Source organism: Stenotrophomonas sp. (assembly GCF_032066555.1).
GTDB lineage: Bacteria > Pseudomonadota > Gammaproteobacteria > Xanthomonadales > Xanthomonadaceae > Stenotrophomonas.
Map to the genome: position 1 here is coordinate 1 of NZ_DAMBKV010000009.1, position 23,371 is coordinate 23,371.

The following is a 23,371-nucleotide window of genomic DNA, read 5'->3' on the forward strand; positions in this document are numbered from 1 at the left end:
TAGCCCTCCCTTTGCCGCAGGCAAGGGGAGGGTTGGGAGGGGTGCTTTTGCCTTTCCTTCGCCATCGCTTGCTTCGCGGCTCACGCCGCTCCTACAAGGCTGCTGCGGCGCTGTAACTTTGCTCGGTACGGCCTCTGCCGAGCATGGCTCGGCACTACAGGTCTTGCTTAGTCTTCGTCTGGTGGTGGCAGCGGCGAAGGATCAGCGCCGGGTATGAACACGCCGGGCTGCACGTAGTGCGCCATCAATGCGTCCAGCATCTCGCGGCTGTCGCGCTCCAGGTCGAACTGGGTGGGCTCGAGCATGGCGCTGTACAGCACGCCGGTCAGGCCTGCATGGAGGATGCGCGCGCTGGTTGCGGTGTTCACACCATCGCGCAATTGGCCCAGTTCGCGCGCGCGTTCAAAGGCTCGGCGGAAAATCGCCATCTCTTCTTCGACGCTGTCGTGCTGCAGTTGCTGCATCGCCAGGCTTTCGGTGGACAGGTCGTTGCGCAGCATGATTTCCATCATCTCGCGCAATCGCGGATCGGTGGCCAACTCGCTCAAGGACACCAGCATCGCCGAGCGCAGGTCCAGGATTGGGGTGTTGCGCAGCGGCGAGTAGGTCTGGCGCAGGCGCTTGATGAACGGCACGCGCTCGCGGTTGATCATCGCTTCCAGCACTTCGGTCTTGTTCTTGAAGTGCCAGTACACCGCGCCACGGGAGACGCCCGCGCGCTCGCCTATCGCCGCCAGCGAGCTGCCGGCGACGCCGTGTTCATGGAAACAGGCCAGCGCGGCATCCAGGATGCTTTCGCGCGTGGCCGCTGCCTCTTCTTTGGTCTTTCTGGCCATTGCTCTGTGCAAATGCTGGATGAAACCGACCTGAATTGTACCCGTTTACAAACATCCGTGTATGTATGTATATTTCCGCGGCTTGCTCTGCAGGATGGCCGTGATGTGCGTAGTGGTGGCGGTTGCCACGGCTGTGCCCGTAACGTATGTGGTACGGAAGGATATGCCCGGGCGTATCTCATGTTCCGCCCGATCCTCGAGCGCCACTTTTCCTCATTGAGCTCCTCTCCCATGCCTGCTATCAGTCGCTACCGTCTCGTCGCGCTTTCCCTTGCACTATCCGTCGCGCTCGTTGCCTGCAAGGGCGGCGGAGAGCCGCCGCAGCAGGGTGGGCCGGGTCAGGTCACCGTGGTCACGCTGAAGCCGGAAACGGTCACTTTGACCCGTGAATTGGCCGGCCGTGCAAACGGCTACCAGGTTGCCGAAGTGCGCCCGCAGGTCAGTGGCATCGTCGCCAAGCGCCTGTTCACCGAAGGCAGCGTGGTCAAGGCCGGCGATCCGCTGTACCAGCTGGATGACGCCGCTTACCGCGCGCAGGCCAACAGCGCCCGCGCGCAGCTGGCCCGTGCCGAAGCCAGCGCCAATGCTGCCCGACTGGCCGCGCGCCGCAGCAGCGAGCTGGTCAAGTCGCGGGTGATCAGCGTGCAGGATGACGAGAACGCACAGGCCGCCTGGAAGCAGGCCGAGGCAGACGTGCTTGCCGCCCGCGCATCCCTGGATGCGGCCAACGTGACGCTGGGTTATGCCCGCATCACCGCGCCGATCAGCGGCCAGATCGGCAAGTCCTCGGTCACCCAGGGCGCGCTGGTCAGCGCCGGCCAGGCCGAGCCGCTGGCCACCATCAACCAGCTCGATCCGATCTATATCGACGTCACCCAGTCGTCGGCCGAACTGCTGCAGCTTCGCCGCGAACTGGCTGCCGGCCGTCTGGAAGGCGCTTCGGAACTGCCGGTCGACATCGTGCTGGAAGACGGCAGCACCTTCGCCCACAAGGGCAAGCTGGAGTTCTCCGAAGTCAGCGTTGACCCGGCCACCGGCAGTTACCTGATGCGCGTGCGCGTGGAGAACCCGGACCAGGTACTGATGCCGGGCATGTTCGTGCGTGCCGTGCTGGGCAGTGGCGTGCGCCCGAACGCACTGCTGGTGCCGATGCAGGGCATCGCGCGCGATCCCAAGGGCGATACCTCGGCGATGGTGGTGGATGCCGAGGGCAAGGTTGCCGTTCGTCCGGTCAAGGTCAGCCGCACCGTCGGTGACAAGTGGCTGGTCGAGGACGGTCTGAAGGCAGGCGACAAGGTCATTGTCGAAGGCCTGCAGAAGATTGGCCCGGGGATGCCGGTGCAGGCCACCGAAAAGGGTGCCGAAGCCGCCAAGCCCGCCGCCGCGCCCGCCGCGGCGCCGGCTGAAAAGAAGTAAGCGGAGAACTACATGGCACGCTTCTTTATCGACAGGCCCATCTTTGCGTGGGTCATCGCCATCATCATCATGCTTGCCGGCGCGCTGGCAATGCTCAAGCTGCCGATCTCGATGTATCCCGAGGTCGCGCCGCCTGCGGTGTCCATTTCCGCCAACTACCCGGGTGCTTCGGCCAAGGTGGTCGAGGACTCGGTGACGCAGATCATCGAGCAGAACATGAAGGGCCTGGACGGCCTGATGTACTTCTCCTCCAACAGTTCTTCCAACGGCCAGGCCAGCATCACCCTGACCTTCGAGAGCGGCACCAACTCCGACATCGCCCAGGTGCAGGTGCAGAACAAGCTGCAGCTGGCGATGCCCTTGTTGCCGCAGGAAGTGCAGCGTCAGGGCATCAACGTTGCCAAGTCCAGCTCGGGCTTCCTCAACGTGCTGGGCTTTGTTTCCGAAGACGGCAGCATGGATGAGAACGACATCTCCGATTACGTCGGTTCCAATGTCGTCGATCCGCTGAGCCGCGTGCCGGGCGTGGGTTCGATCCAGGTGTTCGGTGGCAAGTACGCCATGCGCATCTGGCTGGACCCGACCAAGCTGCAGACCTACAAGGTCTCGGTTGACGAGGTCACCGCTTCGGTCAGGGCGCAGAACGCGCAGGTTGCCGTGGGCCAGTTGGGTGGTGCGCCGGCGGTCAAGGGCCAGCAGCTCAACGCCACCATCAATGCGCAGGACCGCCTGCAGACGCCGGAGCAGTTCCGCAACATCGTGATCCGCACCGAGAGCGACGGCTCCACCCTGAAGCTGGGCGATGTCGCCCGCGTCGAGCTGGGCGCGGAAACCTACGACTTCGTCACCCGCTACAACGGCAAGCCGGCCTCCGGCCTGGCCATCACCCTGGCCACCGGTGCGAACGCGCTGGAAACCGCCGAAGGCGTCAGCAAGACCCTGGACGAGCTGAAGGCCAACTTCCCGGCCGGCATGACCGCGGTGATTCCCTACGACACCACGCCGTTCGTGAAGGTGTCGATCAAGGGCGTGGTCAAGACCCTGCTGGAAGCCATCGTGCTGGTGTTCGTGGTGATGTATCTGTTCCTGCAGAACTTCCGCGCCACACTGATCCCGACCATCGCCGTGCCGGTGGTGTTGCTGGGTACCTTCGGCATCCTCGCGGTGCTGGGCTTCTCCATCAACATGCTGACCATGTTCGCGATGGTGCTGGCGATCGGTCTATTGGTCGATGACGCCATCGTGGTGGTGGAGAACGTCGAGCGCATCATGTCCGAGGAAGGACTGTCGCCGCTGGAAGCCACCCGCAAGTCGATGAGCCAGATCACCGGCGCACTGGTCGGTATCGGCCTGGTGTTGTCGGCGGTGTTCGTGCCGATGGCCTTCATGAGTGGCTCCACCGGCGTCATCTACCGGCAGTTCTCGGCGACCATTGTTTCGGCGATGGCCTTGTCGGTGCTGGTTGCCATCGTGCTGACCCCGGCACTGTGCGCCACCATGCTCAAGCCGCTGAAGAAGGGCGAGCATCACGTTGCCCACACCGGTATCTCGGGCCGTTTCTTCAACTGGTTCAACAACGGCTTTGACCGCACCAGTGGCACCTACCAACGCGGCGTGCGCGGCATCCTGCATCGTCCGGGCCGTTTCATGGCGGTGTTCCTGGCACTGGCGGTGGTGATGGGCCTGCTGTTCGCGCGCCTGCCCAGCTCGTTCCTGCCCAACGAAGACCAGGGCATCCTGATGGCGCTGGTCAATGCACCGGTCGGCGCCACCCAGGAACGCACTCTGGAGTCGATCTACAAGCTGGAAGACCACTTCCTGAAGAACGAGAAGGACGCGGTTGAATCGGTGTTCTCGGTGCAGGGCTTCAGCTTCTCCGGCATGGGCCAGAACTCGGGCATGGCCTTCGTCAAGCTCAAGGACTGGAGCGAGCGCAGTGCCGACCAGGGCGTTGGGCCGATCACCGGCCGCGCGATGGCTGCCCTGGGCCAGATCAAGGACGCCTTCATCTTCGCCTTCCCGCCGCCGGCCATGCCGGAGCTGGGTATCGCCTCGGGTTACACCTTCTTCCTGAAGGACAACAGCGGCGCTGGCCACGATGCACTGGTCAATGCACGCAACCAGCTGTTGGGCATGGCGGGCGAAAGCAAGCTGCTGGCCAACGTGCGCCCGAACGGTCTGGATGATACCCCGCAGCTGCGTCTGGACATCGACGTGGCCAAGGCCGGTGCGCACGGTCTGTCGCTGGACACCATCAACAGCACGCTGGCTACCGCCTGGGGTTCAAGCTACGTCGATGACTTCATCGACCGTGGCCGCGTCAAGCGCGTCTACGTGCAGGCCGATGACGGCTTCCGCATGAACCCGGAAGATTTCAACCTGTGGACGGTGAAAAATTCCTCGGGCGAGATGGTGCCGTTCTCGGCGTTCGCCAGCCAGCGCTGGGATTACGGTTCGCCGCGCCTTGAGCGTTACAACGGTGTCTCCGCACTGGAAATCCAGGGCGAAGCCGCACCGGGCGTGGCCTCGGGTGACGCCATGCTGGAAGTGGAAAAGCTGGCCAAGCAACTGCCGCCGGGCTTCAGCATCGAGTGGACCGCCGTGTCCTACCAGGAACGCGAGGCCGGTTCGCAGACGCCGCTGCTGTACACGCTGTCCCTGCTGATCGTGTTCCTGTGCCTGGCTGCGCTGTATGAAAGCTGGAGCGTGCCGACCGCGGTGCTGATGGTTGCGCCGCTGGGTATTCTCGGCGCGGTACTGGCCAACACCATGCGCGGCATGGAGCGCGACGTCTACTTCCAGGTGGCGATGTTGACCACCGTGGGCTTGACCTCGAAGAACGCGATCCTGATCGTCGAGTTCGCCAAGGAGCACCTTGAGAAGGGGGCAGGAGTGATCGAAGCGACGATGCACGCGGTCCGCGACCGTCTGCGTCCGATCATCATGACCTCGCTGGCCTTCGGTCTGGGCGTGTTGCCGCTGGCGATCGCCTCCGGTGCGGGTTCGGGTGCACAGCGCGCCATCGGTACCGGCGTGTTGGGCGGCATGGTGGTGGGCACCTTGCTCGGCCTGTTCTTCATCCCGCTGTTCTTCGTGGTGGTGCAGCGCTTGTTCAACCGCAAGCAGCTGGCCAAGAACGGCGACCTGCCGCAGCAGTAACAGGGCAGGGTAGTTGGGAGCAAAAGGCGCCGAACGGCGCCTTTTGTTTTTTTGCCCCTCTCCCGCCTGCGGGGTGAAAGAGGGGCGTTTACAAACCATCGGTTTGTGCCCCTGTTGAACGAACTTGCGCCAGCGCAAGGGCCGGGGCGCGGAGCGGGAATTGGGGTGAGGGCAGCTCTGGGCCTGGAAAGCCCAAAAGCCAACCCCTCCCCAACCCTCCCCTTTGCTGCGCAAAAGAGAGCGGGCAGAAAGCGCTCGGCGTAAGTGAGGTGGTGTAGTGCCGAGCCATGCTCGGCAGGGGCTTTCCAAGCGAACGCAAACCGCGCAGCTGGCAATGCCTGAAAGGCCCAAAAGCCAACCCCTCCCCAACCCTCCCCTTTGCTGCGCAAAAGGGAGGGGGCAGAAAGCGCTCGGCGAAAGTGAGGTGGTGTAGTGCCGAGCCATGCTCGGCAGGGGCTTTCCAAGCGAACGCAAACCGCGCAGCTGGCAATGCCTGAAAGGCCCAAAAGCCAACCCCTCCCCAACCCTCCCCTTTGCTGCGCAAAAGGGAGGGGGCAGAAAGCGCTCGGCGAAAGTGAGGTGGTGTAGTGCCGAGCCATGCTCGGCAGGGGCTTTCCCGACAAACACAAACGGCGTAAGCAGCGCAGCCAGTGATTCATCAGGTGGCATGTATGCCGGTGATTTCAGCGATGCCAGCTTCGCGGCTCATGCCACTCCTACAAACCTGATGGGCTACCGGTGAAGCCCCTGCCGAGCATGGCTCGGCACTACAGAAGCAAGGCAAAAAAAACCGGGCCAAGCCCGGTTTTTCTTATGCTTCGTTGACCGCCAGCTCCAGTAACTGAGCCTTCTCAACCGCGCCCAGGCGTTGGGCAAATACCGCCAGACGGTTGCAGAGCTCGGCCTGGTGTTCCGGATATGCCGCTACCAGTTCACGCTGAACCTGTTGGTAGGCATCCCAGAACGGGGCCGAGCAGCGATGTCGTGCGTACTGCTGTCGCAATTGCTCCCCAGCACGCTGGAGGGATTGGCGACTGCTGTGTTGGATGGGCGTTGTATACATCGCTTCACCTCGATGGCAGTGCCCCTGTACCCCGAGCATAGCGCTGTTTTTCTTACGATCTTGCTACAGCGTCTAATTTCCTTGTGAGATTAATAGGGGTTTATTCAGATTCAGCCCCGTTATTCGCCGATATCTTCATTCCAGACGTCCGGATTCTCGGCGATGTAGCGGCCCATCATCTCGATGCAGCTGGCGTCATTCAGGTCGATGACGTTCACGCCGTTCTCGCGCAGCCAGTCGATGCCACCCGGGAAGCTGACCGATTCGCCCACCACCACGGTGCCGATATTGAACTGGCGGACCAATCCGCTGCAGTACCAGCACGGGGCCAGGGTGGTGACCATGATGGTGTTACGGTAACCGCGCTGGCGGCCAGCCTTGCGGAAGGCGTCGGTTTCGCCATGGATGGAGGGATCATCTTCCTGGATGCGGCGGTTGTGGCCGCAGCCGAGCAGGCGGCCATCGTTGTGGTACAGCGCCGCGCCAATCGGGATGCCGCCTTCGGCCAGGCCCTCGCGGGCCTCGGCGATGGCGGTTTCGAGCAGGGCGCGGTAGTCCGGGGTGGTGATCATGCAAGGTCCTTGTGGTGCCGTGGCGATCATCATAGCGGCCGGATTCAGCCTGCTGGCGGCGCAATCGGGCTGTCGGTGCGATAATCAGCGGCATGAGCGAATCCCCCTACAAGACCGGCACCACCCACTTCGGCTTCCGCGATGTACCGGCCAAGGACAAGCAGAAGCTTGTCGGCCAGGTGTTCACTTCCGTGGCCGACAACTACGACCTGATGAACGACCTGATGAGCCTGGGTATTCATCGGCTGTGGAAGCGCTACTTCGTCGCTACCGCGCAGGTGAAGCCGGGCGACCGCGTGCTGGATCTGGCCGGCGGTACCGGTGACATCGCGGTGCTGCTGAAGGAGCGCATCGGTGCCGAAGGCAGCGTGGTACTGGGCGACATCAACGCCGGCATGTTGTCGGTGGGACGCGACCGTCTGACCAACCGCGGCCAGGTCTCAGGCTTCGAGTGGGTGCAGCTCAATGCGGAGGCGCTGCCTTTCCCGGACCAGAGTTTTGATCTGGTGACCATTTCCTTCGGCCTGCGCAATGTGACCGACAAGGAAGCGGCGCTGCGCGAGATGTACCGCGTGCTGAAGGTAGGCGGGCAGGCGCGCGTGCTGGAGTTCTCGGAAGTGACCGTGGACTGGTTCAAGCCGGTCTACGATTTCCATTCGTTCAAGGTGCTGCCGAAGCTGGGCAAGCTGTTTGCGCGCGGTGATGCCGACAGCTACCAGTACCTGGCTGAGAGCATCCGCAAGCACCCGCCGCAGGAAGAGCTGAAGGCGATGATGAGCGAGGCCGGTTTTGGCCGCTGCCATTACAAGAACCTGAGTGCGGGGATTGTGTCGATTCACTCCGGTTACAAGCTTTGAGGCTTGGTTGCTGGGTGGGTTGAGGAAAGGGCGGCCATGGGCCGCCTTTTTCGTATGGGGAAGCGGTGCTGCTGGTTTTGTTTTTTGCGGGTAAGGCCCCTGCCGAGCACGGCTCGGCACTACGTCTGTGCTCCCTCCCTTTGGCCGCAGGCCAAGGGGAGGGTTGGGGAGGGGTTGGCTTTTCAGCTTCTGGCGCTGCTGGTAAGGCTCCAGCCGAGCGTGGCTCGGCACTACGTCTGTGCTCCCTCCCTTTGGCCGCAGGCCAAGGGGAGGGCTGGGGAGGGGTTGGCTTCTCAGCTTCTGGCTCTGCTGGTAAGGCTCCTGCCGAGCATGGCTCGGCACTACGTCTGTGCTCCCTCCCTTTGGCGCAGGCCAAGGGGAGGGCTGGGGAGGGGGTGGCTTTTCAGCTTCTGGCGCTGCTGGTAAGGCTCCTGCCGAGCGTGGCTCGGCACTACGTCTGTGCTCCCTCCCATTGGCCGCAGGCCAAGGGGAGGGTTGGGGAGGGGTTGGCTTTTCAGCTTCTGGCTCTGCTGGTAAGGCCCCTGCCGAGCATGGCTCGGCACTACCGTGGTTCGGGAGCTGATTCACGCATGCCGGCAGCTTGTGCAAAGCCTGCAGGACGTTGCTTGCCGCACTGCCGCATCGGCCGGGGACTTTCGGGTTTAAAATCAACGGTTGTTCCCTGAACCGGTTCCAGATCAATGCGTTCTTCGTTCCTGATGCTGCCCTTGGCCGTGGCGCTCGTCGCTGGCTGCGCCAAAGAGCCCGCAGCCCCCACCGTCGACCCCGTCGCCCAGAAGCCCGCCGCCGCCGTGAATACCGTCAGCCGCAGCCACGATGAAAGCTCCTATGCAGAGCCCGAAAAGGTCGTCATCAAGGACGTGGCGCTGGACCTGAAGGTCGATTTCGACGCCAAGCAGATCGGTGGCACCGCCACGTATACGCTGGAGTGGAAGGACAAGGCGGCCAAGCAGCTGCTGCTCGACACCCGCGAGCTGAGCGTGGAGAAGGTCGAGGCCCTCGCCGCGGACGGCGCTGCCACCCCGCTGCAGTTCGCGCTGGCACCGGCCGACAAGGTGTTCGGCAGCAAGCTGAGCATCGAAACCCCGGACCAGCCGACCTCGGTACGCATCACCTACCACACCGCGCCGACCGCTTCTGGCCTGCAGTGGCTGGAGCCGTCGATGACCGAGGGCAAGAAGCTGCCCTTCATGTTCAGCCAGTCGCAGGCGATCCACGCCCGTTCGTGGGTGCCGTTGCAGGACACCCCGAGCGTCCGCTTCACCTATAGCGCGCATGTCACCAGCCGCCCGGACGTGATGGTGCTGATGAGCGCCGACAACGATCCGAAGGCTGCACGTGATGGCGATTACGCCTTCAAGATGCCGCAGCCGATCCCGTCCTACCTGCTGGCCATTGCCGCCGGTGACCTGGTGTTCGAGCCGATCTCCGAGCGCTCCGGCGTGTGGGCCGAGCCGACCATGGTCAGCAAGGCCACCAAGGAATTCGAAGACACCGAGAAGATGATCGGTGCCGCCGAGAACCTGTACGGCGAATACCGCTGGGGCCGTTACGACATGCTGGTGCTGCCGCCGTCGTTCCCGTTCGGTGGCATGGAAAACCCGCGCCTGACCTTCGCCACCCCGACCGTCATCGTTGGCGACAAGTCGCTGGTGTCGCTGGTCGCGCACGAGCTCGCGCATAGCTGGTCCGGCAACCTGGTGACCAACGCCAGCTGGAAGGACATCTGGCTCAACGAAGGTTTCACCACCTACGTGCAGGGCCGCATCACCGAGGCGCTGTATGGCACGGAGATGGCCGAGATGGAGCGCGAGATCGACCAGACCGATCTGCTCAACGAAGTGAAGGACATGAGCCCGGCCGACCAGGCACTGGCGCTGCCGCCGCTCAACGAGCGTGATCCGGACGAAGCGCTGAGCAATGTCGCCTACGTCAAGGGTGCCTGGTTCCTGCAGTTCCTGGAGCAGCGCTTTGGCCGTGCGGTGTTTGACCCGTTCCTGCGTGGCTGGTTCAACGACCATGCCTTCCAGAGCGCCAACACCGACCAGTTCGTCGCGTACATGACCAAGAATCTGCTGCCGAAGAATCCGACGGCGGTCACCGAGGCCGAGCTGAAGGCATGGCTGGAAGAGCCGGGTATTCCGGCGTTCGCCACCAAGGCACGTTCGCGCAACTTTGCGGTGGTCGACACGGCACGCATCGCCTTCCTCGGCAGCAGCGCGCTGCCGAGCAACCAGGTGACCCGCGAGTGGAACACCCAGGAGTGGGTACGCTTCATTGACGGCCTGGGTGCAACCCAGCCGATCGAGAAGCTGGCCGCGCTGGACAAGGGTTACCACTTCACCGGCACCCCGAACGGCGAGATCGCGATGCGTTGGTATCCGCTGGCAATCCGCAGTGGCTATACCGATGCGCAGGCGGCCGCTGGCGAGTTCATCCAGAAGGTGGGCCGCCGCAAGCTGGTGCTGCCGATCTACGCTGAACTGCTGAAGACGCCGGAAGGTCTGGCCTTCGCCAAGGAAGTGTTCGCCAAGGCCAAGCCGGGCTACCACCCGATCACCACCGCGTCGGTGGAAGACATGATCGCCAAGGCGGAAGCTGCACCGAAGCAGGAAGCTGCGCCGAAGCAGTAATCGGCTTCAGTTGGCTTCAACCCAGACGGCGAGCTTCGGCTCGCCGTCTGTTTTTGTGCTGCCTCGAATTCTGCAGGTAGTTGTAGCCCGGGTAAGCGCTGCGCAGCCGGGGCCGTTTGCGCGGAGCCTTTTTGTAGAGCCGAGCCATGCTCGGCTGGGCGTTACCGGTAAGGCCTCTGCCGAGCATGGCTCGGCACTACCGGGCGGCGGCGTTATTGTGCAGGTTGTACGGCGCTCCCGAGCGCTTCGGCTTCCTGCGCCGTAGCCGCAATCAGACTCGACCGCAGCCTCAATTGCCGCTCTTTGCCGCCGCAAGCGGAAGCTCCTTCAATATCGCCTTGTCGATCTTTGCCACCACCCCAACACTGCGACCGGCAAGATTGACCACGCTGTACTGCACCGCCACGCCCAGCACCTGGGTAGCCTGCGACATATCCAGCCCGTAGGACTGGCGCAGCCATTGCAGCATCCCCGACGTCGCCAGCCGCAGCGCATCGTCGCTGGAACCCGCCTGCCCCAGGGTCATGATCTGCGTGGGGGATTCAACGCGCGGTGTGGCGATGGACTGTTTCTTGATCAGCTCCACTTTCAGCACCACGTCCAGCGATGTCTCCAATGCCCATTGGCTGGTTTCACCGTCGCCCTGCAGGGCATGGCCGTCGCCGACGTACAGCAATGCGCCGGGTTGCTGCACCTCAAGGTAGACCGTGTTGCCTTCGACCACGGCGTTGAAATCCATGTTGCCGCCAAAGTCGCCGGTGTCGCCGGTGGAGAGCGGCGGATAGCCGAAGCCGGGTGCCACCGCGAGACCGCCGAGCATCGGCTTGACCGGAATCTCGAAGTTCTTCAATGCGCCGCTGGCGCCCTGCGGCCGCGCCATGCCGCGCATGCGATCCAGTTCCCAACGCACCGGCTTGCCCAGCGACGCGGTCTCGATGGCGATGCGCGGTGTCTTCAGGCGGCCGACGATACCGTCGAGGCTGTCGGCGTAGTCGCGATTGAGCTTGAGCGAACGGAGGGTGATCGCCAGCGTGTCGCCGGGCTCGGCACCGGCGACGAAGAACGGCCCGACCTGCGGATTGCCGAACAAGGCACGGGTGATGCCGTGTTCGTCGACGCCACCGGAGTCCAGGGTTTTGGTCCGCACCGAATCGCCAGGCCAGATCACCAACGCCGGCGCGCGCTCGGCGCTGAAGGTATTGGAGTAGTCGCTTGGGGTGAAGTCATGCAGGCGCGGTACCTTGTCCGGCCGTGACGGCACTCGCCAGGCGCTGAAATCATGCGTTGCACGCGCGCTGCGGTTGTTGGTGTCCGGCTCGTCGCTGCGACCCTGCATGCGGCTGCCATCGATGCGGCCATCGTAGTGATAGACCTGGCCGTCGCTGCCGGTTGCGGTGAACTTCAGCTGCGCGCCGTTCAAGCTGCCGCTGATCGGGTCGCCCCCCAATGTTCCGCTGACCTGCGTGCCTTGCACATCCAGATTCAAGGTCTGCCTGGCGCTGTTGCCCCATAGATCGGTGGCCAGGATCCATTGATCGGCGGCGAGGGCATGGAGCGGGAGTACGGACAGCAATAGCGATGACCATCTCAGGGAGGTGCGCACGTTGCGTGTGTCTGCGAAGGGCCCGGCGGGCGTATTCGCGGAGTGTACGAACGGGCAGGTCGCCGTCGCAGTGTCAAAGGTAACTACATTTGTAGTCAATCCGGCTGTTCGTGCAGCCGGGTGATGATTCCTGCGGCAGGCTGCACGCTACCGGAGTGGGCGTGCGCTGCGCTCAGGGCGCGCGCACGGCCAGGAACATGTCCACGCAGTCGTGCATCAGCCGCTGCTGCGCGCTGGCGTCCAAGGGCGCGGCACCCATGGCGATCTGGGGCCAGAACGCGAACGCCTTGACCATGCCCTGCAGCTGATGGGCGGCGTCGGCCGGGGTGATGTCGTCGCGCAGGCGGCCATCGGCCTGCGCGGCGCGGATCCACGTGGTCAGGCCTTCTTCCTTCTCGGCCAGCTTGTCCATCATCACCCGTGCCCGTTCCGGTGCATGCACCAGCTCGGCCATGGCCACCCGCGACAGATCGATGAAGCTGATGTCGCTGAGCAGGCGCAGCTTCTGCGCGACGAAGCCCAGCAACTGTTCGCGCAGTGGTCTGGCTGGATCGTAGGCGAGCGCGTCCAGCGACTGGCTGGCTTCCCACAGTTGCCAGAGGATGGCGGTGAACAGCTCGTCCTTGCTGGCGAAGTGGTTGTAGACGGTGCGCTTGGATACCTCGGCGGTGGCGGCGATGCGGTCCATGCTGGTGCCGGCAAAGCCCAGTTCACGGAACTCGGCCACTGCCGCGCGCAGGATGGCTTCGCGTTTGCGGTCGGTCAGGCGGAGCGGGCGCTTGGCGTCGGTCATCCGCTTATTTTACACCGTTCAGTTTACTTTCCTTGAAATGGAAGTAGACTCGCCAGTGTACTTTTACCGGCAAGCCCAGCCATGAAGCGTCGCCTGCCTCGTTTCCTCCTTCCGATTACGGTGCTGATTGCCATGTCCATTGGCCTGCTGACCTGCGGCGCGCATCCCGCCGCTTCCTATGACCAGTCGCCGCAATACGGCGAGGGGCGTTTCCACAACGTGGCCAAGCAGGCCCCGCTTGGTTTCGTGCGTGGCGTGAAGGTGTGGTGGCGGTTCCTGTTCGACAAGCCGGCCGATGCGACGCCGCAGGTGGCGATTCCGGTACATGCCTTGACCCGGCAGGCCTTGCTGGACGCACCGGACGACAGCCTGTGGCGGCTGGGTCACTCGACCATGCTGATGAAGCTGGATGGTCACTTCTGGCTGACCGACCCGGTATTCTCCGAGCGCGTTTCGCCGTTCTCGTTCATGGGGCCCAAGCGCTTCCATGCGCCGCCGCTGTCGATTGATGAGTTGCCGGAAATCACCGGCGTCATCATTTCGCATGACCACTACGATCACCTCGACCACGACGCGGTGCTGGCGTTGGCGCCGAAAGTGCGGCACTTCGTCACTGCGCTGGGGGTGGGCGATCGCCTGCAGGCCTGGGGCGTGCCTGAGGAAAAGATCACCCAGCTGGACTGGTGGCAGGAAGCCCGGGTGGAGGGCCTGAAAATCGCGGCCACACCTGCGCAGCATTTCTCCGGTCGCGGTTTGTCCGATGGCAATCGCACCCTGTGGGCATCGTGGGTGATCGATACCGGCAGCACGCGGATCTTCTTCAGTGGCGACAGTGGTTACTTCGATGGCTTTGCGAAGATCGGCGAACGCTACGGCCCGTTTGATCTGGCGATGGTCGAGACCGGTGCCTACGACGCCCAGTGGCCCGGCGTGCACATGCAGCCGGAGCAGAGCCTGCAGGCGCATCTGGATGTACGCGGCAAGGTGATGATGCCGATCCATAACGGTACGTTTGACCTGGCTTTGCATCCCTGGACCGAGCCGTTCGAGCGGATCACCGCATTGGCGGCAGAGCAGGGCGTGCTGCTGACCGCGCCGCAGATGGGTGAGCGTCTGGATATCCGTGCGCCTGCGCCTTCGACGCATTGGTGGCGGATGGGCGGGGAGTGAGGGCTGCGGTTGTAGTTGTTGCTGTTGTTGTTGCCGCTGTTGCTGTTGCTTCTAGTGCCGTCATTCCCGCGCAGGCGGGAATCGCTCTTGTTGTTGCCCTTGCCTTTGCATTTGGTGTTACGCGAAGCCAAAGAGCCAGAGCGATTCCCGCCTGCGCGGGAATGACGGCATAAAGGCAGGGCAAAGCAAAAGCGCAGGCAAACGCGAATGCGGAAAAGGATCGTGCCTCCCAATCCCCAACATGCTCTAAAGTGAAGCCCATCGCGCTCACCACGCGCCCTGTTCACCGGAGCTGTTTGATGAAACCCCTGATCCTCGGCGCCCTCTGCGTCTTTGCCCTCGCCGCCTGCAGCAACCCGGAGGCCGAGCGCCAGCAACAGGAGGCCGCTGCCGCGCAGGAGCGCGCCAAGCGCGAAGCCGACGCCGAGGGCATCGGCAAGCTCTACGACACGGCGGTTACGGGCGCCGATTGGGAGCGGGCGCGGATCCATGGTGCTGCATTGCTTGACCAGTACCCGGACTCGGAAACCGCCAAGCGCATCGAGCCGGGCTTTGCCGAAGTGCGGGAGAAGGCCGCAGCCGCCAGCGAACTGCGCCGCATGCAGGCTTTGTGGAGCTACAACCAGGTGCCGGTCAAGGGCGGTACCCAGCGCTCGGCCGCGATCCTCAGCAAGGACCGGGTGGAAGTGGATAGCACCGGTCCCAAGCAGGTGAACCTGGTGTTCCGCGATCACCCGGAGTGGAAGCGCCACGCTTACTTGGTACTGCAGTCCAGCGACTTCGCCAAGGCCTGCTACCGCGCCTGCCAGGTCAAGGTCAGCGTTGATGGTGCGCCGGCCCGCAGCATGGCCGCGCATCGCCCGGATACCGACGAGGCCATTGCCATGTTCATCGATGACAACCGCGGCCTGTGGCGGCAGGCACGCAAGGCCAAGGTCATCGAGATCGAGTTCCCGGTGCAGGCTGGCGGCACCCGCAAGGCGGTGTTCGAGGTCGGTGGCTTGGACGGCAGCCAGATGCCGAACTGGGATTGAGGCCGGTGCTTGCAGACAGGGCGGGGCGTTGCGACGTCGCCGCCAGCCGTCATTGGGTGTTCGACATGGACGGCACCCTGACCGAGCCGGTGCATGATTTCGAATTGATCCGGCGCGAGCTGCAGATTCCTTCCGGTGCGGACATTCTTGAACACCTGGCCGGCCTGCCGCCGCAGCAGGCCGCTGACAGCCACGCCTGGCTGATGCAGCACGAGCGGGAGCTGGCCGAGGCATCGGTCGCAGCGCCGGGGGCGGTGGCCCTGGTTCGCGCGCTGCATGCCGCTGGTTGTCGGCTGGGCATCCTTACCCGCAATGCACGCGAGCTGGCGGAAGTGACCCTGGCGGCGATTGGTGTGGCGGATTGCTTTGCCAGCGAGGAAATCATCGGCCGCTGGGAAGTGGCGCCCAAGCCGTCACCGGCTGGCTTGCAGTTCTTTGCGGCGCGCTGGCACGTGTTGCCGGCGCAGATGCGGATGGTTGGGGATCATTACTACGATCTGGCCACCGCGAAGGCTGCCGGCGTGCCGGGCATCCTGATCAATGTGCCGGATGACCCGTGGCCGGGCATGGCGCAGTGGCAGTTGCGCGATTGTGCGCAGTTGCTGCAGCAGTGGCAGGCCGCAGAATCCCGGTAGAGCCGAGCCATGCTCGGCTGGGGCGTTACCGGTGAAGCCTCGAAGCTGGCGCACCAACAGATGGCCGGATTCGCCTGTAATCCAGCATTGCCAGCTTCGCGGCTTACGCCGCTCCTACAGATGTCACGCGGCCGATGGATTGCCAGGAAAGCCTCTGCCGAGCATGGCTCGGCACTACCGTTTGCCGTTTGCACGGTCGGCGGCCCATGCAAAAAAAACGGCGCCGAAGCGCCGTTTTTCTCAGAGGCTGTAGCCGAACTGCTGCTTGAACTGCTCGTTGAACTCGGCGAAGTCGAAGCGCTGGTTCTGCGTGCCGGGGTGTTCCACCTTCAGCGCGCCCATCAGGTTGCTCATGCGGCCGACGGTCAGCCAGTCCATGCCCTTCTCGATGCCGAAGATCAGGCCGGCGCGGAAGGCGTCGCCACAACCGGTCGGGTCGACCACGCGGCGCTCGTGCGCTGGCGGGATGTCGAAGCTCTTCTCCGGGGTGTGGATGATGGCGCCGCGCGGGCCCTGGGTGGTGATGTAGGCCTTGGTCCGGGCGACGATGTCGGTCTCGCTCCAGCCGGTGCGCTGCTGCAGCAGGTTGGACTCGTAGTCGTTGACCACCACATAGTCGGCCTGCTCGATGAATTCGCGCAGTTCCGGGCCGTTGAACAACGGCAGCGCCTGGCCCGGATCGAAGATGAAGGGGATGCCGCATTCCACGAATTCGGCGGCGTTCTGGATCATGCCCTCACGGCCGTCCGGCGCGACGATGCCGAAGGTGACGCCCGGCACATCGCGCACGTGGTTGTCGTGCGAGCGCATCATCGCGCCCGGGTGGAAGGCGGTGATCTGGTTGTTGTCGTGGTCGGTGGTGATGAAGCACTGCGGGGTGAACATGTCTTCCAGCACCCGCACCTGGCTCAGGTCGATGCCCATGCGCTCGAAGTGCTCGCGGTACGGGCCGAAGTCCTGGCCAACGGTGCCCATCGGGATCGGGCTGCCGCCCAGCAGCTTCAGGTTGTAGGCGATGTTGCCGGCGCAGCCGCCCAGTTCGCGGCGCATGCGCGGTACCAGGAACGACACGTTCAGGATGTGCACCTTGTCCGGCAGGATGTGGTTCTTGAACTGGTCCGGGAACACCATGATGGTGTCAAAGGCTAGGGAACCACAGATCAAAGCGGACATTGCGAACAGGCCTATACGTAAAAGGGAAAGGCCGTCGCGCACGCGCAGACGACCCGGCGCGATGGCGCGCCAAAGTGCGTAAGGTTACCGGCTGCGGCGGCCCACGGCCACAAGCAAGGATGTACCGCAGCTGCCCGGCGTGGTCGAAAGCCTCGATTTTCCGTGGATTTTCCTTGCTCGGGCGGGGGTGGGTTGATAGGCTAACTGCCCTCATTTTCTGCCCATTTTTTCGCCAACCGGCGTGGGCGCGACACCCCTCAGGATCACTTCCCAGATGTTCAAGAAGCTGCGTGGCATGTTCTCCAATGACCTGTCCATTGACCTGGGCACGGCCAACACCCTCATCTATGTGCGCGGCCAGGGCATTGTGCTGAACGAGCCATCCGTCGTCGCCGTGCGCCAGGACCGTGCCATCGGTGGCACCCGTTCGGTGGCTGCCGTCGGCGCCGAGGCCAAGCAGATGCTCGGCCGTACCCCGGGCCATATCACCACCATCCGCCCGATGAAGGACGGCGTCATCGCCGACTTCACCTATACCGAGGCGATGCTCAAGCACTTCATCAAGAAGGTGCACAAGTCGCGCGTGCTGCGCCCCAGCCCGCGCGTGCTGGTCTGCGTGCCGGCCGGCTCCACCCAGGTCGAGCGCCGCGCCATCAAGGAATCGGCCGAGGAGGCCGGTGCGCGTGATGTGTTCCTGATCGAGGAGCCGATGGCAGCTGCGATCGGTGCCGGCATGCCGGTCACCGAGGCGCGCGGCTCGATGGTCATCGATATCGGCGGCGGCACCACCGAAGTGGCAGTCATCTCGCTGAACGGCATTGTCTATTCGGCCTCGGTGCGCATTGGCGGCGACCGTTTCGACGAGTCCATCACCAATTACGTGCGTCGTAACCACGGCATGCTGATCGGTGAAGCCACCGCCGAACGCATCAAGGTGGAGCTGGGCTGCGCCTACCCGCAGGCGGAAGTGATCGAGATGGAAATCTCCGGCCGCAACCTCGCCGAGGGCGTGCCGAAGATGATCAAGATCAGCTCCAACGAAGTGTTGGAAGCCCTGCACGAGCCGCTGTCGGGCATCGTTTCGGCGGTCAAACTGGCACTGGAGCAGACCCCGCCGGAACTGTGCGCCGACGTCGCCGAGCGCGGCATCGTGCTGACCGGTGGTGGCGCCCTGCTGCGTGACCTGGACCGCCTGATCTCCGAGGAAACCGGCCTGCACGTGCAGGTGGCCGATGACCCGCTGACCTGCGTGGCCCGCGGTGGCGGTCGTGCGCTGGAGCTGGTCGACATGCACGGCAACGAGTTCTTTGCGCCGGAGTGATCCGCAGGGAATGGGGGCTGGGGAAGCGGGAATGGGGGGCAGGGCTTCCTGCATCTGGTTCCACTCTCCGGCATCCGCTTCCCCGAACCATCGGCGTGACGCCAGTCGCGCCGTTTCCATACCTGATTCTTCATTTCCCACTCCCAGCCTTCTGTCGTGCCCCCTTACGCCGGTCCTCCCGTAGCCTCCCGTCAGGGGGATGCCAGCAGCACGCTGCGTCTGCTGGCGTACCTGGCCTTGGCCATCACCTTGATCGTGCTGGATGACCAGGGCGGCTGGATGTCGCGTCTGCGTGCCCAGGCCAATGTGCTGGTGCAGCCGGTGTGGGCGCTGGCCGGTGTGCCGGGCCGGGTGGGGGCCTCGGTCAAGGACAATGCGGCCAGCCATAACCAACTGGTCAGCGAGAACCGCGAGTTGCGCAACCAGCTGTTGATCGCCAATGCACGCCTGACCCGGCTGCAGACCGCCGCGCTGGACAATGCCCAGCTGCGCGAGCTGCTCAACGTGGCCGAGCGCAATGGCCTGGACGTGCAGCTGGCCCCCATCCTCGATATCGACCTGGACCCGGTGAAGCAGCGTCTGGTGCTGGATTCGGGTAGCCGCGCCGGCGTGCACGTGGGCCAGGCGGTGATCGATGCCGGTGGCCTGATGGGCCAGGTGATCGCGGTGACGCCTGCACATTCGACCGTGCTGCTGCTGACCGATCCGGACCACGCGGTACCGGTGGCGGTGGCGCGCAACGGCGTGCGGCTGATCGTCTACGGTCGTGGCGACCGCCTGGAACTGCGCGACATCCCGCTCAGCGCGGGCGTGGAAGTAGGCGATGAGATCGTCACCTCCGGTCTGGGCGGGCGTTTCCCGGCCGGCTTCCCGGTCGGCAAGATCCTGAAGCTGCGTCCGGACGATACCCATGCGTTCCTGGTCGGCGAGCTGGAGCCGGCGGCCAAGCTGGACCGTGGTCGCAACGTGCTGCTGCTGCGTTCGGTGCCGGCGCTGCCGCAATTGCCGGACAGCAATGCAGGCGAATCGGCGCCGGAAGCCACGGCTGCGGGCGGCCCATCCATGGCTCCGGTCAACCGCATGGGCGCGGCAGCTGCCGTTGTTCCTGCCGCCGGCAACGCCACCAATCCTCCGGCTGCGGTGGCCACGCAGGCCCCGTCAAGCACGCCAGCGAGCGAGCCGGCTGCTGTAGGCCCAGCACCCGCCCCGGCGACAACGCCAGCCACCGAGCCCACACGCCCGGCAGCACCGGCGAGCGCTGACAACCCAAGCCCGCCGCAGGTGCGCCCATGAGTCGTCTGCGCAACAAGGGCTGGGTGATGCCGGTCAGTTTCGTGCTGGCCTTGCTGCTGGCGTTGATCCCGCTGCCCGAGCTGCTGCTGCCGGTGCGCCCGTACTGGTTGGCGCTGGTGCTGGCCTATTGGGTGATCGAAACCCCGGACAAGGTCGGGTTGGGCTTCGCCTTCTGCATCGGTCTGCTGGCCGATGTGATGTTTGGTGGCATTCTCGGCGAGCAGGCGCTGCGGCTGGTGGTGATGGCCTTCATCCTGCAGCGCTTCCGTGCGCGTATCCGATTCTTTCCGCTGTCGCAGCAGGCTCTGGCCATGGGCGGGCTGTTGTTCAACGATCGCGTGATCGATGCTGCCATCCACCTGCTGGTGGGTGAGCCGCTGCTGCCGTGGAGCTACTGGGTGGCGCCGCTGCTGGGCATGGCCTTGTGGCTGCCGCTGTATGTACTGCTGGATGCGGTGCGGCTGGGCAAGCGCGGGCGCTGACGTATGGCGTCGCGCCGCCAGAGCAAGAACCCGCATGCCGAGGCCGAGCAGTTCCGGCGGCGTGCGGCCATCGGTTTTCTCGGGGTGGTACTGGCCCTGGGTTTCCTGGCGGCCTGGTATTTCAAGCTGCAGGTGCTGGACCACGACATCTACGCCACCCGCTCCGAAGCCAACCGCATCAAGGCGCGGCCGGTGGTGCCCGGGCGTGGCTTGATCTACGACCGCAACGGCCGCCTGCTGGCCGAGAACGTGCCGGCCTTCCGCCTGGACGTGACTGCCGACAAGGTCGCGGACATGGACGCCACCCTGGCCGGGCTGCAGAAGATCTTCTCGCTCAGCGAAGAAGACATCGAGCGCTTCAAGCAATCGCGCAAGGCGCGCCGCGGCTTCATGCCGGTGACGCTGAAGCTGCGGGTCAGCGACGACGAGATGGCGCGTTTCGCCGTGGACCGCTGGCGCTATCCGGGCGTGGAACTGGAACCCTATCTGACCCGCCGCTATCCCTACGGCGATCTGTTCGGCCACATCATCGGCTACGTCGGCCGTGTCGACGACAAGGATCTGGAAGAGCTGGGCGAGGGCAATGCGGCACTGACGCACATCGGCAAGTCCGGGTTGGAGCGTTTCTACGAAACCCAGCTGCGCGGCAAGATCGGCTACGAGCAGGTCGAGACCAATGTGCAGGGCCGTGCGATCCGTACGGTGGGGCGGGTGCCGGCGCAGTCGGGCACCGATCTGCGGCTGTCGATCGATGCCGACCTGCAACGCGCCATGGTGGCGGCGTTCGGCGAGCAGGAAGGCTCGGCGGTGGCGATCGATCCGCGCACCGGCGAGATCCTGGCCATGGTCAGCCTGCCGTCGTTCGATCCCAATCTGTTCGTCAACGGCATTTCCCACGCCGACTTCAAGATGCTCAACGAGAATCCCTCGCGGCCGCAGTTCAACCGCCTGGTGTTGGGCGGCGTGGCGCCGGGTTCGACGGTGAAGCCCTTCCTCGGCCTGGCCGGCCTGGACAGCGGCCTGCGCCGCCCGGAAGACAAGATCCTGTCGCGCGGCATGTTCTACCTGCCGGGTGTCAGTCGTGGCTGGGGTGACGCCAACCGTGGCGGCCATGGCTGGACCGATCTGCGCAAATCGATCACCCAGTCGGTCAATACCTATTACTACCAGCTCGGTATCGACATGGGCATCGAGCGCTATGACGACTACATGGGCAACCGCTATGGCTTTGGCCAGCCCACCGGCATCGATCTGGCCGGCGAGATCGGCGGGATCCTGCCGTCGCCGGCGGCCAAGCTCAAGTCCAACAAGGAGCGCTGGTATCCGGGTGACACCGTCAATGCCAGCATCGGCCAGGGCCTGTGGAAGGTCACGCCGCTGCAATTGGTGCGTGGTGTTGGCGGCCTGGCCACCGGCCAGTTGCGCAGGCCGCATCTGGTCATGGAGCAGCGTGCCGGCTTCGACCACGACTGGGCGCCGACGCCGCAACCGGCGAGCCGGCCGATCAGCCCCAATCCGGCCAACGTGCAGGCGGTGCGCGAGGGCATGATGGGCACCATGCAGCCCGGCGGCAGTGGTTGGCGGTCCGCAGCCGGTGCGCAATACCGCATGGCAGGCAAGACCGGTACCGCCCAGGTCATCAGCCGCAAGGGTACGGCTGCCTTGAATCCGCGCAGCCTGCCGATGCATCTGCGCCATCGCGCGCTGTTCGTGGGTTTTGCGCCGGCCGAGGAGCCCGTGATCGCGATTGCCATCGCGGTGGAAGGCGGTGGCTACGGTGGTTCTGCCGCCGCCCCGATCGCGCGCAAGGTGTTTGATGCCTGGTTGCTCGGGGTCATGCCCGAAGGCCTGCAGCCGCTGGATGCCGAGCGCGGCACGGTGGCGGTGGGCGTGGCCACTTTTGATACCGAAGACGCGGGTTGGCGCGCGCGCGGTGAGTTGGTTGCGCCGCAGTTTGCCGATCTGCCGATCATGGTCGGCGCGCCTGCGCCGTTGCCGGCTGCGCCGCCGCAGCCGGTGCCTGAGGCGCAGCCCGGCGTTGCGCCGGCGACGACACGTCCGCCGACGCCGGCAGCAACGCCTGTGGAGGCACGTCGATGAGGGATTTCCTGCGCTGGGCATTGGAGATGGGCCAGCGGCTCAGCCGCGGCCTGGACTGGCCGCTGCTGTTTGCCCTGCTTGCCTTGATGGCCATTGGCCTGTCGGTGCTGGACAGCGCCGGTGGCAGCGGCCTGGTGATGGCGCAGGGCGCCCGCTTCGCGGTGGGGCTGGTGGCCATGTGGGCGATCGCGCGGGTATCGATCCTGCGCATCCGCGCGTGGACGCCGATGATCTATGCATTCTCGATGCTGCCGCTGCTGGCGGTATTCGTACTTGGCACCGGCAAGTACGGGCGACAGTGGTTGAACCTGGGGCTGTTCTACCTGCAGCCGGCCGAGTTGTTGAAGGTCAGCCTGCCGATGATGGTGGCCTGGTACCTCAACCGCATGCCCTTGCCGCCGCGCATTCCGGTGGTGCTGGTGGCGGCGGTGATCATCGGCGTGCCGACCGGGCTGGTGATGTTGCAGCCGGACTTCGGTACCGGCGTGCTGATCGCCGCCAGCGGTGCCTTCGTATTGTTGCTGGCCGGCCTGCCGTGGTGGTGGGTGGGCGTGGGCGTGGGCGGTGTTGCCGCAGCCGCGCCGGTGGCCTGGTTCTGGCTGCTGCGGCCGTACCAGAAGGACCGCATCATGATGTTCCTCGACCCCGAGAGCGATGCGCTGGGCGCGGGCTGGAACATCATCCAGTCCAAGATCGCCATTGGTTCCGGTGGGCTGACCGGCAAGGGCTGGGGGCTGGGCTCGCAGTCACACCTGAACTTCATCCCCGAGCAGACCACCGACTTCGCCTTCTCGGTGCTCAGTGAGGAGTACGGCTGGGTGGGCGTGGCCGTGGTGCTGGCGCTGTACCTGTTCGTGATCGGGCGCTGCCTGTGGATCGCGGTGGATTCGCGCGATACCTATTCGCGCCTGCTGGCGGGCGCCACCGGCCTGGCGTTCTTCGTCTACATCCTGGTCAACGGCGGCATGATCTCCGGGCTGTTGCCGGTGGTAGGTGTGCCGATGCCTTTGATCAGCTACGGCGGCACCTCGGCGGTGTCGCTGCTGGCCGGCTTTGGTCTGGTGATGGCGGTGCGTGCGCATCGCCCGGTGCACGGCGGCTGACGCAATGCTGTTGCGCGGATCGCGTATTGATCCGCGCCAATGTTGTGAGCTTTGATCCAGATCAAACACCTGGTTTCACTAAACCTTCACACTATGTCCCGTCACTG

18 protein-coding genes are annotated in these 23,371 nt (G+C 64.6%); 12 read left to right on the plus strand and 6 right to left on the minus strand.

Annotated elements, in window-relative coordinates:
• Positions 1-167 precede the first annotated feature (167 nt).
• The gene (locus RT131_RS11810; RefSeq protein WP_313173006.1) at positions 168-836 is read right to left on the minus strand and encodes a TetR family transcriptional regulator; all 669 of its coding nucleotides are present in this window, start codon (positions 834-836) and stop codon (positions 168-170) included.
• 231 nt (positions 837-1,067) lie between these two features.
• On the opposite strand from RT131_RS11810, the gene RT131_RS11815 reads away from it, so the two are divergent.
• Complete coding sequence (locus RT131_RS11815; protein ID WP_313173007.1) at positions 1,068-2,252, plus strand: efflux RND transporter periplasmic adaptor subunit; 1,185 nt, start codon at positions 1,068-1,070, stop codon at positions 2,250-2,252.
• A gap of 12 nt (positions 2,253-2,264) precedes the next feature.
• Positions 2,265-5,411 carry a multidrug efflux RND transporter permease subunit SmeE gene (gene smeE, locus RT131_RS11820; protein ID WP_313173008.1) on the plus strand — a complete coding sequence of 1,049 codons (3,147 nt, stop codon included), beginning with the start codon at positions 2,265-2,267 and terminating at the stop codon, positions 5,409-5,411.
• 811 nt (positions 5,412-6,222) lie between these two features.
• Here the strand turns inward: smeE and RT131_RS11825 are convergent.
• Positions 6,223-6,474, minus strand: coding sequence for a hypothetical protein (locus RT131_RS11825; RefSeq protein WP_296250912.1), 252 nt, complete (start codon positions 6,472-6,474; stop codon positions 6,223-6,225).
• Between the two features lie 119 nt (positions 6,475-6,593).
• Positions 6,594-7,046 (minus strand): nucleoside deaminase, encoded by a 453-nt coding sequence (locus tag RT131_RS11830; RefSeq protein WP_313173009.1) that lies wholly within the window; start codon positions 7,044-7,046, stop codon positions 6,594-6,596.
• A 92-nt stretch (positions 7,047-7,138) separates the two neighbouring features.
• Here RT131_RS11830 and ubiE point away from each other — a divergent pair, with 92 nt between their 5' ends.
• On the plus strand, positions 7,139-7,903 hold the full coding sequence (gene ubiE, locus RT131_RS11835; RefSeq protein ID WP_282270503.1) for a bifunctional demethylmenaquinone methyltransferase/2-methoxy-6-polyprenyl-1,4-benzoquinol methylase UbiE: 765 nt from the start codon (positions 7,139-7,141) through the stop codon (positions 7,901-7,903).
• Positions 7,904-8,604: 701 nt separating this feature from the next.
• Positions 8,605-10,557 (plus strand): M1 family metallopeptidase, encoded by a 1,953-nt coding sequence (locus tag RT131_RS11840; protein WP_313173010.1) that lies wholly within the window; start codon positions 8,605-8,607, stop codon positions 10,555-10,557.
• A gap of 289 nt (positions 10,558-10,846) precedes the next feature.
• On the opposite strand, the gene RT131_RS11845 is transcribed toward RT131_RS11840, so the two are convergent.
• Together RT131_RS11845 and RT131_RS11850 are read right to left on the minus strand one after the other, a co-directional pair.
• Positions 10,847-12,160 carry an acetamidase/formamidase family protein gene (locus tag RT131_RS11845; RefSeq protein ID WP_313173011.1) on the minus strand — a complete coding sequence of 438 codons (1,314 nt, stop codon included), beginning with the start codon at positions 12,158-12,160 and terminating at the stop codon, positions 10,847-10,849.
• 172 nt (positions 12,161-12,332) lie between these two features.
• Positions 12,333-12,953: a TetR/AcrR family transcriptional regulator gene (locus RT131_RS11850; RefSeq protein WP_313173012.1), complete on the minus strand. Its 621-nt coding sequence runs from the start codon at positions 12,951-12,953 to the stop codon at positions 12,333-12,335.
• 132 nt (positions 12,954-13,085) lie between these two features.
• Between RT131_RS11850 and RT131_RS11855 the strand changes: the two genes are divergently transcribed.
• The 3 genes from RT131_RS11855 (at position 13,086) to RT131_RS11865 (ending at position 15,792) form a co-directional block, all read left to right on the plus strand.
• Entirely contained in the window at positions 13,086-14,123 is a 1,038-nt protein-coding gene (locus tag RT131_RS11855; RefSeq protein WP_313173013.1) for an MBL fold metallo-hydrolase, read from the plus strand.
• Between the two features lie 299 nt (positions 14,124-14,422).
• Complete coding sequence (locus RT131_RS11860; protein WP_313173014.1) at positions 14,423-15,157, plus strand: hypothetical protein; 735 nt, start codon at positions 14,423-14,425, stop codon at positions 15,155-15,157.
• A gap of 65 nt (positions 15,158-15,222) precedes the next feature.
• Positions 15,223-15,792, plus strand: coding sequence for an HAD family hydrolase (locus RT131_RS11865; RefSeq protein ID WP_313173135.1), 570 nt, complete (start codon positions 15,223-15,225; stop codon positions 15,790-15,792).
• Between the two features lie 240 nt (positions 15,793-16,032).
• On the opposite strand, the gene RT131_RS11870 is transcribed toward RT131_RS11865, so the two are convergent.
• The gene (locus tag RT131_RS11870; RefSeq protein ID WP_313173015.1) at positions 16,033-16,965 is read right to left on the minus strand and encodes a carbohydrate kinase family protein; all 933 of its coding nucleotides are present in this window, start codon (positions 16,963-16,965) and stop codon (positions 16,033-16,035) included.
• A gap of 274 nt (positions 16,966-17,239) precedes the next feature.
• Here RT131_RS11870 and RT131_RS11875 point away from each other — a divergent pair, with 274 nt between their 5' ends.
• The 5 genes from RT131_RS11875 to rodA all read left to right on the plus strand — a co-directional run bounded on the left by RT131_RS11875 (position 17,240) and on the right by rodA (position 23,264).
• Entirely contained in the window at positions 17,240-18,286 is a 1,047-nt protein-coding gene (locus RT131_RS11875) for a rod shape-determining protein (RefSeq protein WP_005419402.1), read from the plus strand.
• Positions 18,287-18,442: 156 nt separating this feature from the next.
• Positions 18,443-19,579: a rod shape-determining protein MreC gene (mreC, locus tag RT131_RS11880; RefSeq protein ID WP_313173016.1), complete on the plus strand. Its 1,137-nt coding sequence runs from the start codon at positions 18,443-18,445 to the stop codon at positions 19,577-19,579.
• Entirely contained in the window at positions 19,576-20,061 is a 486-nt protein-coding gene (mreD, locus tag RT131_RS11885; RefSeq protein ID WP_313173017.1) for a rod shape-determining protein MreD, read from the plus strand. The genes mreC and mreD overlap by 4 nt, the downstream gene beginning before the upstream one ends.
• A gap of 3 nt (positions 20,062-20,064) precedes the next feature.
• Entirely contained in the window at positions 20,065-22,161 is a 2,097-nt protein-coding gene (mrdA, locus tag RT131_RS11890) for a penicillin-binding protein 2 (RefSeq protein WP_313173018.1), read from the plus strand.
• Entirely contained in the window at positions 22,158-23,264 is a 1,107-nt protein-coding gene (gene rodA, locus RT131_RS11895; RefSeq protein ID WP_313173019.1) for a rod shape-determining protein RodA, read from the plus strand. The genes mrdA and rodA overlap by 4 nt, the downstream gene beginning before the upstream one ends.
• The last annotated feature ends 107 nt before the right edge of the window (positions 23,265-23,371 follow it).